At 52.1% G+C, this 11683-nt stretch carries 12 protein-coding genes and 1 tRNA gene; 5 read left to right on the forward strand and 8 right to left on the reverse strand.

Annotation, left to right across the window (positions count from 1 at the left end; genetic code table 11):
* Positions 1 to 239 (forward strand): hypothetical protein (locus tag D6694_08055; GenBank protein RMH42340.1); only part of this gene is annotated, 239 nt, incomplete at its 5' end.
* On the opposite strand, the gene ychF is transcribed toward D6694_08055, so the two are convergent.
* The 8 genes from ychF to D6694_08095 all read right to left on the reverse strand — a co-directional run bounded on the left by ychF (position 236) and on the right by D6694_08095 (position 7250).
* A complete protein-coding gene (gene ychF, locus D6694_08060; GenBank protein RMH42341.1) occupies positions 236 to 1327 on the reverse strand; it encodes a redox-regulated ATPase YchF in 1092 nt (363 codons plus the stop codon). The genes D6694_08055 and ychF overlap by 4 nt on opposite strands.
* Positions 1328 to 1332: 5 nt before the next feature.
* Entirely contained in the window at positions 1333 to 1923 is a 591-nt protein-coding gene (locus tag D6694_08065) for an aminoacyl-tRNA hydrolase (GenBank protein RMH42342.1), read from the reverse strand.
* A 56-nt stretch (positions 1924 to 1979) separates the two neighbouring features.
* Positions 1980 to 2612 carry a 50S ribosomal protein L25/general stress protein Ctc gene (locus D6694_08070; GenBank protein RMH42343.1) on the reverse strand — a complete coding sequence of 211 codons (633 nt, stop codon included), beginning with the start codon at positions 2610 to 2612 and terminating at the stop codon, positions 1980 to 1982.
* A 72-nt stretch (positions 2613 to 2684) separates the two neighbouring features.
* The gene (locus D6694_08075; GenBank protein ID RMH42344.1) at positions 2685 to 3632 is read right to left on the reverse strand and encodes a ribose-phosphate pyrophosphokinase; all 948 of its coding nucleotides are present in this window, start codon (positions 3630 to 3632) and stop codon (positions 2685 to 2687) included.
* A gap of 144 nt (positions 3633 to 3776) precedes the next feature.
* Positions 3777 to 3851, reverse strand: a tRNA-Gln gene (locus D6694_08080).
* A gap of 8 nt (positions 3852 to 3859) precedes the next feature.
* Complete coding sequence (locus D6694_08085; protein RMH42345.1) at positions 3860 to 4726, reverse strand: 4-(cytidine 5'-diphospho)-2-C-methyl-D-erythritol kinase; 867 nt, start codon at positions 4724 to 4726, stop codon at positions 3860 to 3862.
* Positions 4723 to 5283 (reverse strand): outer membrane lipoprotein LolB, encoded by a 561-nt coding sequence (gene lolB, locus D6694_08090; protein RMH42346.1) that lies wholly within the window; start codon positions 5281 to 5283, stop codon positions 4723 to 4725. The genes D6694_08085 and lolB overlap by 4 nt, the downstream gene beginning before the upstream one ends.
* Positions 5280 to 7250, reverse strand: coding sequence for a tetratricopeptide repeat protein (locus tag D6694_08095; protein RMH42347.1), 1971 nt, complete (start codon positions 7248 to 7250; stop codon positions 5280 to 5282). The genes lolB and D6694_08095 overlap by 4 nt, the downstream gene beginning before the upstream one ends.
* A 145-nt stretch (positions 7251 to 7395) precedes the next feature.
* Between D6694_08095 and D6694_08100 the strand changes: the two genes are divergently transcribed.
* The 4 genes from D6694_08100 to D6694_08115 form a co-directional block, all read left to right on the forward strand.
* Complete coding sequence (locus tag D6694_08100; protein ID RMH42348.1) at positions 7396 to 8664, forward strand: glutamyl-tRNA reductase; 1269 nt, start codon at positions 7396 to 7398, stop codon at positions 8662 to 8664.
* Positions 8661 to 9752, forward strand: coding sequence for a peptide chain release factor 1 (gene prfA, locus D6694_08105; protein ID RMH42349.1), 1092 nt, complete (start codon positions 8661 to 8663; stop codon positions 9750 to 9752). The genes D6694_08100 and prfA overlap by 4 nt, the downstream gene beginning before the upstream one ends.
* A 3-nt stretch (positions 9753 to 9755) precedes the next feature.
* The gene (gene prmC, locus D6694_08110; GenBank protein ID RMH42350.1) at positions 9756 to 10640 is read left to right on the forward strand and encodes a peptide chain release factor N(5)-glutamine methyltransferase; all 885 of its coding nucleotides are present in this window, start codon (positions 9756 to 9758) and stop codon (positions 10638 to 10640) included.
* Positions 10627 to 11683, forward strand: a 1057-nt coding sequence (locus tag D6694_08115; GenBank protein ID RMH42351.1) for a PDZ domain-containing protein, incomplete at its 3' end; no start/stop codon positions are given. The genes prmC and D6694_08115, both read left to right, overlap by 14 nt.

The following is an 11683-nucleotide window of genomic DNA, read 5'->3' on the forward strand; positions in this document are numbered from 1 at the left end:
AAGTGCAATGGCTTTCGCAAGAAGAGGGTATGACCCTGCAAGCCGCCGATGGATCGCGGGCGGTCTTTACCGTCATGCCTGACGAGGGCAGTGTTTCTCTGGCACTGGAACTGTCAACTGGTGACTGGCCTTGGGAGCGTGTGTGGGCACGCTGGCAAGATTTTGAGGACGATGTTTCCGTTGCACTGGATGAGCGATTGGAGGCTTGCCGGCAACGGAAACAAATGGGCCAGCCTTAGGTGTTGAAGCGGAAGTGAATGACATCACCATCCTGGACAATATAGTCTTTGCCTTCCAAGCGCCATTTTCCAGCGTCTTTGGCACCCTGTTCGCCACCGTACCGGATGAAGTCTTCAAAACTAATCACTTCCGCGCGGATGAATCCTTTTTCAAAGTCCGTATGAATTTTCCCCGCGGCCTGGGGCGCTGTTGCCCCAATTGGAATGGTCCACGCCCTCACTTCTTTGACACCAGCGGTAAAATAGGTCTGCAACCCGAGTAGTTGATAACCAGCGCGTATCACTCGGTTTAACCCTGGCTCAGAAAGCCCCATTGTGTCTAAAAACTCCTGCTTGTCTTCGTCCTCTAGCTCAGCGATTTCCGCTTCAATTGCGGCACAAACCGGCACCACAACCGCATTGTCGGCTTTGGCGTAGTCACGCACCGCGTCAAGATGCGGGTTGTTTTCGAATCCATCCTCAGAGACGTTGGCGATATACATCACCGGTTTGATGGTTAAGAAATTATAGGGTTTGAGTATGACAAGTTCTTCATCTGACCACTGGCCGCGACGCAGTGCGGTGCCTTCGGCGAGTAATGCTTGGCCTTTTGCGAAAACGTCGAGCGCTTTTTGGGCCGTTTTGTCGCCAGTGCGTGCCAGTTTTTGCTGTTTTTGCATGGCGCGTTCAAGGGTCTCTAAATCCGCCAACGCCAATTCAGTGTCGATGACAGTGATGTCATCAATCGGATCAATTCGACCGGCGACATGCACAATATCGTTGTTTTCAAAACAACGCACCACATGGGCGATAGCATCTGTTTCGCGAATGTTGGCGAGGAACTGGTTGCCAAGACCTTCTCCTTTCGAGGCGCCAGCGACAAGTCCGGCAATGTCGACAAATTCCATTGTGGTCGGCACAACACGCTGGGGTTTGACAATCTCGGCCAGTTGGTCAAGCCGCGGATCGGGGACTGCCACCACGCCCGTATTGGGCTCAATGGTACAGAAGGGATAATTGGCACTTTCAATGCCTGCCTTGGTCAGCGCATTGAAAAGTGTTGATTTCCCAACGTTTGGTAGTCCAACGATGCCGCAATTGAAGCCCATGACATTTACCCTCTGAATTGATGTAGTTGATTCATGGCAGCTGACAAGTCGCCTGTAAACACATCCGGCATCACCGTAATGGCTGCGGAGATGGCTGATTGAATGCGTTGTTTGTCGTCTGGTGTCGGTTGGCCCAGAACATAATTCGTCACAAGGCGCTTGTCGCCGGGATGGCCAATGCCAATTCTCAACCGAACAAAATCACGCTGATTGCCGAGAGACTCGATAATGTGGCGCAAACCATTGTGGCCACCGTGACCGCCGCCTTTCTTTAACTTAATGATGCCTGGTGGCAGATCCAGTTCATCGTGTGCGACCAGTATTTGTTCAGGCTGTAATTTGTAAAAATTGGCCATTTGCGCCACCGGGCGACCACTTAGGTTCATATAGGTCAGCGGCGCCAGTAACCATAGCTTGTGTGTTTCGGTAGCAATTTCACTACAATAGGCGTTCAGTTTCTTGTCGACGCGCAGTGTGGCTTGATAGTGTTCGGCCAAAGCAAACAGAAACCAGAACCCGGCGTTGTGTCGGGTATTTTCGTATTGACTCCCGGGGTTCCCTAGACCGACGACCAGTCGAATTGGCGTATGACTCATTGGTAGCAATGAAAAAGACCGGCGGTTATTTCGCCGGCCTTTTCTCTACGACCATATTAAGCTTCTTCACCTTCGCCTTCACTGGCATCTTCATCGTTGCCAGAGGTATCGGCTTCGCCACCTTTCTTACTGACGGTGACCAGCGCCAAATCATGCCCGTGAACAAGCTCTGCGAACTGCACGCCTTTCGGCGCTTCAATTTCGGACAAGTGGATGGTTTCACCAGCTTTCAGATCGGCGACGTCAACTTCAATGTATTCTGGCAAGTTTTTGGGTTCACACAGCACTTCCAGTTCATTGACATTATGAACAAGCAAGCCGCCTTCATTTTTGACGCCATGGCACTTGTCTTCATTGATAAAGTGAACGGGCACGTGCATACGAATGACTTCACCAGCTTTCACACGCTGGAAGTCGGCATGCAGGATAATTGGCTTCCAAGGATGGCGCTGAATGTCCTTGAGGACGGCTTTCACCTTCTTCTTGCCAATATGCAGTGTGATGACGTGTGAATAGAAGGCTTCATTTTCAAGGGCATGAAAGAGATCATCATGACGCAGGGCCAGAGAAACTGGCGCCTCATCGCCACCATACAAAATTGCTGGCATTTTTCCGCTACGACGCAGGCGGCGGCTCGCACCTTTCCCCAAGTCTTCGCGGACTTCGGCTTTCAACTCGAATTCGTTCATAGGTTATCTCCGCAACTGTAAGTATCAAAACACTCCCCCGACATGCCCCCGCGACCAGAGGCAAATCAGGCATTAGTCTAAAAACATGGAGCTGATGGACTCCTCTTCATTGACGCGACGGATGGCCTCAGCCAGCATGTCGGCCAATGAAAGCTGGCGGATTCTATCACACTCTTTTGCTTTTTCCGAGAGCGGAATTGTATCTGTGACCACCAGTTCATCAAGCGCAGACGCTCGGATATTTTCGATGGCTGGACCAGACAACACGGGATGTGTGCAGTAGGCACGCACCGTACGCGCACCATTTTCTTTCAGTGCTTTGGCCGCCAGACACAACGTCCCGGCTGTGTCCACCATGTCATCGACGATGATGCAGTCTTGGCCGTCAACCTGACCAATGATGTGCATAACTTCTGCTTGATTGGCTTCCGGCCGGCGTTTGTCAATGATGGCAAGCGGGCTGTCGTTCAAACGTTTGGCCACCGCGCGCGCCCGAACCACACCACCGACGTCGGGTGATACGACCATTGGTCGTTCTAGGCCCTGCGCTCGAATATCATCCAGCAACACAGGCGTGGCGTACACATTATCGACTGGGAAATCGAAAAAGCCCTGAATCTGGTCGGCGTGGAGATCAACGGTCAACATACGATCGATGCCGACGATTGCCATCATATCAGCGACCACTTTGGCTGAGATCGGCACACGCTTGGAGCGAACGCGTCGATCTTGTCGTGCGTAACCAAAATACGGAGTGACGGCAGTGATGCGCGCGGCACTGGCACGGCGAAGCGCGTCCGCCATCACTGCCAGCTCCATGATGTGATCATTCGTTGGTGCACATGTCGATTGCACGACGAAAACATCTTTACCGCGAACATTGTCGAGAATTTCGACATTGATCTCGCCATCGCTAAAACGCCCTACCATGGCATTGCCCATGGGGACGTTAAGACGTTGTGCAATTTTCTTCGCCAGCTCGGGGGTGGCATTGCCGTGGAAAAGCATCAAATCGGACATGAGATACCCTATTTCAGAATCGCCGCGGTTTGGGGCGCACATTTTAGACGATCATGCGCGGTAAACAAAATTAAAATTAGGGCTGTCGACCTGAAAAACTGGACTGGGATTATGTGACATGAGATTAGGTGGCGACAGGAAAAGTGGCTGGGGCGGTAGGATTCGAACCTACGAATGCTGGGATCAAAACCCAGTGCCTTGCCGCTTGGCGACGCCCCAGTAGTGACTCAATGTCCGTTACCGAGCATTTCAAGTAACGGTGAGTGAGGCAGCGTGTCAACGACACGAACCTTCCATGTCGTCGAACAACGGGGCGCTATTTTACGCGCTTTCATGGGATTGTCAAACATTGCATACACGGTGGCGCCGGTGCCTGTTAGCCGAGGGTGGCAGAATTCTTCAAGTATTTGAAATATCGCGTCAATTCCCGGATAAAGAGTGCGCACAAGCGGTTCACAATCGTTACGGCCGAATTCGCCAAGTGGCGTCGGCAGCGCATTTTTGCCAAGCCTTTGTGAATCTCTGTTCAGATTCGGGTGTTGGAACACGCTTTGGGTTGAGACGTGGACGTTTGGCGTCACCAAAAGCAGTGTTGGCAAATCGATATCGATGGGCTCGATATGCTCGCCGATGCCAGTGACGTAGGCATTGTGGCCGTGGATAAAAAATGGCACATCCGCCCCAAGTTGCAGCGCCATGCCCGCAAGTTGTGACGATGAAAGATTCAATTGCCAGAGATGATTCAATGCCACCAATACAGTAGCGGCATCAGAGCTCCCTCCACCAAGCCCTGCGCCCATGGGGATGTGTTTCTCAAGGTGGATGTCTACCCCAAGTGGGCATTGTGTTTCTCGCTTTAGCAAGGCGGCAGCTCGGTAGGCCAAATTATCTTGGTGACTGAGGGCTGGCAGATTACATGACAGCCGAATGTCGGGCTCGGGGCGTACGCGAAACGACAACCAGTCATGCCAGTCGATCAGTTGAAAAACGCTTTCGAGCAGGTGATAACCGTCCTCTCTTCGACCAACAATGTGAAGGAAACGATTGACTTTAGCAGGCGCTGGCCAGCGAACTGTTGGGTGATTTGTGATCATTTGTTCACCTGCCAAGTGTCAATACTCAGTAGAATCGATACATCCGGGCCCGTGATCTTCAGGCGCCGTGGACGCAGTGTGTCCCCAACTTGTTTGATGTCTTTGTATTCGATGAGCCATTCATCAAAGGCGGTGAGTGGACCAGACGGGACGCTTTGGCTATCGACAAAGGTTCTGGCTAACCATTGGTTGGCGGCTTCAACGGGGATGTCCCATCCCAATACCGACTTCAGCAGTCGGCCTGAGTCCGCATCTTGCCAACGCCCGTCATCGGTCGTGAGGGTTGCGTGTCCTGGGCGGGCGACAAGATCGGCATACACTTTACCGAAACTGCCGTACAGTCGAATACGCGTTTCATCGGGTGCATAGCGCCAGATAAAATTGACAATCACCTGATCTTGTTTGGTGCGAATGGCGGCTCTTCCTTGTGCAGTCCAACCAAGATGCTGCGAATGACTAGGCGGCAGACTGGGTGGCGGAAAAAGAAAGCAACCATGCAATGCAAATACCACGATAAGATAGGAGCCATACCTCCAGAGTGCTTTCAGGAACTTCATTTTTTCGACAAGCTGTTGAATAGGTCTGGTGACAAATCTCGGATGATTTCCCGCAACACCGGATCATTTGGTTTGGCGTGGTAGGCTTTTTTGAAAAGTTTTTTGGCTTGGTCCATACGATCCGTCATCCAATAAACTGCTGCCAAATGGGCTTCCACAATTGGGTTGGGGTCTTGTTTGAGGGCTTTTTTCAAATAGGATTCCGCCTTCTCATATTGCTTAAGACGAAAATATAGCCAGCCGAGGCTGTCCAGGACGTAGCCATCTTTAGGGTTAAGCGAATGGGCCTTGTGAAGAAGTTGTTCGGCCTCGTCAAGTTTTTTGTTGGCATGTGCCAGTATGTACCCTAAGGCATTGAGGTAAGTGCCGTCTTCGGGTGATTTCCGGAGGAGTGTTCGTAAGGCCTGTTCGGCCTGCGTGTAATGGCCGAGTTTGAAGTGAGCAATGGCGCGTTCGTATTGATAGAGCGTATTGTCAGGGTGATGTTTTAACACTTGGCCAGTCAATGCAATGACTGCCTCGTGCGCATCTTTTTCCATCAAGATATCTAAGACCAGTTGCCGAACGGGCGCCTGGTCAGGTGATAGGAGGCCTGGGTAATGTCGCCAGATCGTGGTGAGTTCTTGATGTTCAGCGAGTGTCAGGGCCAAAAGAAAAAGAAATAGATCGTCTGGCTGCTTCTGCCATTCTTCGTCAAGCGCCATTTTGTATTGGCGGCCGTCTGGTGTCTCAGACAGCAGTTTTGCGGCGACTCTGGCAAGCTCAAGCTGTGTCGCTGGGTCGGCATCCTTGAGGCTGCGTAATCGCGAAATGGCCTGTTGATAATAGCCATCATTCGCCAACATTTTGGCGGCCGCAATACGCGCAGATTTGACGAGAGAAGGCGTACTGATCGAGTCAAAAAGCGATACCGCAAAGTCTTTTAAATACCTGTCTTCGGAATTGCGATAGACATGCGCCAAGAGCCAACGCGCCTGCTGGTGATGAGGTGCCTCTGCAAGCACCTGCAGCAAATAGCGCTCAGCTTGTGGAGCGTTCTGATTGTCTAAAGCCATCCCCGCGGCCATGACAAGTAAATCATGGTTTCCTGGGGCTTTCGCCATCACCTCGTCGAGACATTGTTTTCGCTCGTCAGCGGCGATGAGGCACCCTTTTGTAATGACGATGTGATTTCTGGTCCCGGGCTTGGCTTGTTCGAGACAAGCGCGAATGACGTCCGTTGGTGAGGCCTGCAGGAGCTGTCGGCAGGCTTCAATCCCGAGTACTAAATGCTCGGGATGTTTCCGAAAGGCCTTGAGCAGATCGCGTCCGGCGACAAGATGGTTCTGTGTCTGGTACGCCCGTTCGAGAATGACGGCAGGATGATCCGGGTAGCGTTGCTGCAATGCCTTCGAAATCGCAACGGCGGCATCGTCTTGGCCAGCTTTGCGCAACATTTCCATCATGGCGACCTGACTGGCGACATAAGCATCCGAAGATGTAGGAATTTTCCGCAGCGCTTCCAGCATGACCTCATTGCCGGTTTGCTCGGTCAGTTGCAACACAATCTGAATGTAACGTTGGAAACCTTTCGGGCGTGCTGCCGACCAAAGCCGAACCAGTGCCGGCGCAAGCGCATCGACTTGTCCACTGCGGGCCAAACCTAGAACCACCACCGAATGTGCCAAATCATTTTCAGGATCAATCGCCGCCCAAACTCGTGCTGCTTGCAGAGATCGGATCCAGTCTTTGCGTTGTTCCGCGATACGTACTGCCGTTTGCGCTGCTTCCGCATCATGCCAAAATTGTGCTTTTTCAATCAGTTTCGGCAATGCCACATCGTAATTTTGCGTGGCCAGTGCAATGTCAGCGACCACCTTGGCGCGTAACGCTTCTGTCGACGTATTGGGGTCGATTGAGTTCACGGCTTTCTGACTGGCGCAGCTTGTCAGAGCAAGCAACAAGAGCAGTAAGCTTGGGGCGCGCATTTCACTTCCTTGAACAAACTCAGTGGCATCAAATATACATGATGTCGATCAAAGCGCAACATGAGCGGTGGCCTATAATATCGACGCATACGAATCGGGAAGGGCGTGATATAATCGCCGCGTTCAATAAATATTGAGTGAAAGCATGGCGCTGACAGTTCTTGGTCTAAACCATAAGACGGCTCCGGTGGAGGTTCGGGGATGGGTCAATTTCGCCCCAGAACAGCTCAGTGCTGCGTATAATCAGCTATTGGCCCTGGAGGAGGTCGACGAAGCGGCCATTTTGTCGACCTGCAATCGAACTGAGATTTATGTCAGTGGCCGACTGTCATCTTCCTGGCTTTTGGCCGATTGGCTGGAGCAGTTTCATGGTCTGTCGGCAGGGACATTGCGCGGCCGTTTGTATTGCCACGAAGGTCAGCAAATGGTCGAGCATTTATATGCGGTGGCCGCTGGACTTGACTCAATGGTGCTTGGCGAACCACAGATCTTGGGACAAGTTAAGCAGGCCTACCAGCAAGCGCGAGAAGTCGGTGCCATCGGGCAAATTTTGGAACGATTGTTTCAGCAAACCTTTGCGGTGGCGAAGAAAATTCGTTCTGAGACCGAAATTGGTGCCAGTGCGGTGTCGGTGGCCTATGCAGCGGTTTCTTTGGCAAAGCAGATTTTCGGAGCGCTTGATGAGACATCGGCTTTGCTGGTTGGCGCCGGTGAGACCATTGAGCTTGTGGCCAAACATCTGGCTACCGGCGGTTGTCGACGTCTGACTGTCGCCAACCGAACGCGTCGTCGCGCCGAGGAATTGGCTGCACAATTTGACGCTTCGGTGTGTGCGTTGGATGACATCCCTGAACAACTTGTGCATGCAGATCTTGTGATCACCTCAACAGGGAGCTCGTTGCCCATTATCGGCAAAGGGATGGTCGAAGCTGCGCTCAAGCAACGACGCCATCGACCAATGTTTATGGTCGATCTCGCTGTGCCTGCAGATATTGAGCATCAAGTTGGCGAACTTCGGGATGTGTATTTGTATAATGTTGATCACCTGAAAAAAGTGGTGGACGAAAATTTACGTATTCGCGAAACCGCTCGAGCGGAGGCGCTGCGCATCGTTGTTGAGTCAGCCGAAGCGTTTATGGAGTGGCAGCAAGGACTATCACACGTTGATGTGATTCGGACGTTTCGCAGCCATTATGAGAATTTGTGTGAGCAGGAATTGAAACGTGCCCTGCGGTTATTGGAAACACAGTCACCTGAACAAGTGGTTCGACAGCTGGCGCATCGTTTGACGAACAAATTTTTGCACCGTCCCACGCGATTCTTGCAGGACGCGAGTCGACAGGCAGAAACGGATAAAGTTCGACAGCTGTGTGAGATCTTTAATCTACAACACAAGAATCGTCATCACGAATGAAATCTTCGATAAAAAATAAATTATCGCAACTTGCCGAGCGGCATGAAGAATTGGCCGCGCTTTTGTCTGATGCTGAAGTCATTCAGGACAACGAGCGTTTTCGAACGTTATCGCGCGAATATGCCGAATTAGAAACCGTCGTGTCGCTGTTCAAGCAATGGGAAAAAGTTTCTCAGGATTTGGCGCAGGCGAAATCCATGCTGGCAGACAGTGACGGTGAGATGCGCGCCTTAGTCGAAGATGAAATTAGGGATTGCGAGTCTCGCCTTGAAGCATTGGAGCTGTCGCTGCAGAAAGCGTTGCTGCCAAAAGATCCAAACGATCACAAGGATGTTTTTCTTGAAATTCGGGCGGGGACTGGCGGTGATGAGGCGGCTTTGTTTGCAGGCGATCTTTTCAGGATGTATGGCAAGTATGCGGAACGCAAGGGTTGGCGCCTTGAGATAGTTTCCGCCCACCCAGGGGAAAAAGGTGGGTATAAGGAAATCATCAGTCGAATTTGTGGCGATCATGTTTACTCCCGACTGAAGTTTGAATCGGGCGCTCATCGTGTACAGCGCGTCCCCGAAACCGAAAGTCAGGGGAGAATTCATACATCGGCATGCACGGTCGCCATTTTGCCAGAAGCCGATGAGATTGAGTTGCCAGAAATCAATCCAGCCGATCTGCGGGTGGATACCTTCCGAGCGTCTGGGGCGGGTGGACAACATGTCAATAAAACCGATTCCGCCGTTCGGATTACCCATTTGCCGACCGGGATTGTGGTGGAATGTCAGGACGAACGTTCACAGCACAAAAACCGTGCGAAAGCGATGAAAATGTTGCAGTCCAAAATTCTCGATATGCGCCAGCGTGAGCAACAGGCCGAAGAAGCCACGACGCGTCGTAATTTGGTGGGTACGGGCGATCGCTCGGATCGCATTCGAACCTACAACTTTCCTCAGGGCCGTGTGACGGATCATCGCATCAACTTGACGCTCTATAAGTTAGACGAGATTTTGGAAGGCGATCTTGACCAGATCATCGAGCCATTACTCAACGAACATCAAGCCGATCTACTTGCTGCCATGTCGGAAGATGAAGCGTAACCGATGGCGGAGCAACGGCAAGGATTGACAATAAAACAGCTGCTCAGTGAAGGGGTGGCTTTGCTTGAAAACTGGTCAGAGACAGCTGCCCTAGATGCCCGAATCTTGCTTGAGCATGTTGTTGGTATGACGCATGCCGAGCTCATCATTCGCGATCAAGAACCAGTGGCCGAGGCACAAAAGCGCGCGTATCTTGAACTGCTCGCCCGACGCGCCAAAGGGGAACCAGTCGCCTATCTTATCGGCGAAAAAGAATTTTGGTCACTGCCTTTCATGGTGACACCCGCCACCCTCATTCCGCGCCCTGAAACCGAATTGTTGGTGCAATACTTGATAGAACATTTGGCCCATGGCTGTCGCGTGGTGGATCTTGGCACCGGCAGTGGCGCTATCGCCATTGCGCTTGCCAAGTCACGTCCGGATCTTGAGGTTTGGGCGACAGATCTTTCGGAAGCTGCGTTGGCCGTGGCCAAGGCAAATGGAGAGCGCCATGGCGTACGAGTGCATTGGCGCCTTTCAGACTGGGGCGCAGCGTTGACTGGAATCGTGTTTGATGCCATTGTCTCCAATCCGCCCTATATTGCAGAGAGCGATCGCCATTTACAACAGCCAGCCTTGCAATACGAGCCGCGAAATGCGCTGGTATCGGGAGAAGATGGATTGGATGACATCAGAAAAATTGTCAGATATGCCGAAGGCGCTTTGACGCCGGGCGGCGTTCTTGTGCTTGAGCACGGTTATCAGCAGGGCCCGGCGGTTAAAGAATTGATGACAAAAGCAGGCTTTTGCCAGCCACAAGTGTTATATGATTTGGCCGGGTTATGGCGGGCGACCTGTGGATGCAGACCGACTGCGGAAGAAAGGAGCGACAGTAATGAAAAAGTATAAGTTGTGGGCTTGGGTTGGACTTTTGGCGTGGGGGGTGGTTCGGGCTGCTTTGCCGGTGGCAGTGGACGGTGAGCCGCTTCCGACATTGGCGCCAATGATTGAGCGTGTTGCTCCGGCCGTGGTCAACATTGCCAGCACCAAAGTGGAACAAGGTGCGCTTTACCGAGATCCGTTTTGGGGGCGCTTATTTCGGACGCCCTCTCGGAAGGCGCAATCATTAGGCTCTGGCGTCATTGTGGATGGCAAACATGGCTACATTTTGACCAATCAACATGTGATTGGTGATGCAGACGAGATCACTGTACGGTTGGCGGATGGGCGTGAATTTGAAGCAACACTGGTGGGGGCCGATAAGGCTTCTGACGTCGCGGTCATCCAGATTAACGCAGAAGATCTCGTCGCCGTGCCGATGGCCGATTCCGACAAGGTGCGGGTGGGTGACTTTGTCGTCGCGATCGGCAACCCGTTTAATTTGGGACAAAGTGTCACAAGCGGTATCGTGAGTGCAGTTGGACGAAGTGGCTTAGGCATCGAGGACTTTGAGGATTTTATTCAGACAGATGCGGCCATTAATCCGGGAAACTCAGGTGGCGCCTTGGTCAATCTAAAAGGGGAGTTAGTGGGCATTAATACCGCCATCATTGCGCCTGGTGGCGGTAATGTCGGTATTGGCTTTGCCATTCCGATCAACCTTGCTCACCGTTTGATGCAACAATTAATTCGGTATGGTGAAGTCAGACGCGGTTATTTCGGTATACGTGGTGATGTGCTCACGCCAGCCCTAGCCAGAGCATTACAAGTGCCGACCCATGGTGGCATCGTTGTCACACAGGTGACGCCAAATTCTCCAGCGGATGAGATTGGCATCAAACCGTACGATGTGATTACTCAAGTTGATCAAAGGCAAGTCGCGTCAATGGCGCAGTTTAATAACTATGTTGGGTTGCAGCCAGCCGGAAGCAGAGTCCGGGTGGTTTTCTGGAGAGATGGCCAAAAACTTGAACGTGTTGCAACATTGCGCATGCCCGACTACAAGCGTGTCA

It is taken from the genome of Gammaproteobacteria bacterium, assembly GCA_003696665.1.
Lineage (GTDB): Bacteria > Pseudomonadota > Gammaproteobacteria > Enterobacterales.

Bases quoted from the DNA above. Each gene is read 5' to 3' on its own strand.
- ychF (RMH42341.1), bottom strand. From the start codon at position 1,327: ATGGGCTTCAATTGCGGCATCGTTGGACTACCAAACGTTGGGAAATCA.
- D6694_08065 (RMH42342.1), bottom strand. From the start codon at position 1,923: ATGAGTCATACGCCAATTCGACTGGTCGTCGGTCTAGGGAACCCCGGG.
- D6694_08070 (RMH42343.1), bottom strand. From the start codon at position 2,612: ATGAACGAATTCGAGTTGAAAGCCGAAGTCCGCGAAGACTTGGGGAAA.
- D6694_08075 (RMH42344.1), bottom strand. From the start codon at position 3,632: ATGTCCGATTTGATGCTTTTCCACGGCAATGCCACCCCCGAGCTGGCG.
- D6694_08085 (RMH42345.1), bottom strand. From the start codon at position 4,726: ATGATCACAAATCACCCAACAGTTCGCTGGCCAGCGCCTGCTAAAGTC.
- lolB (RMH42346.1), bottom strand. From the start codon at position 5,283: ATGAAGTTCCTGAAAGCACTCTGGAGGTATGGCTCCTATCTTATCGTG.
- D6694_08095 (RMH42347.1), bottom strand. From the start codon at position 7,250: ATGCGCGCCCCAAGCTTACTGCTCTTGTTGCTTGCTCTGACAAGCTGC.
- D6694_08100 (RMH42348.1), top strand. From the start codon at position 7,396: ATGGCGCTGACAGTTCTTGGTCTAAACCATAAGACGGCTCCGGTGGAG.
- prfA (RMH42349.1), top strand. From the start codon at position 8,661: ATGAAATCTTCGATAAAAAATAAATTATCGCAACTTGCCGAGCGGCAT.
- prmC (RMH42350.1), top strand. From the start codon at position 9,756: ATGGCGGAGCAACGGCAAGGATTGACAATAAAACAGCTGCTCAGTGAA.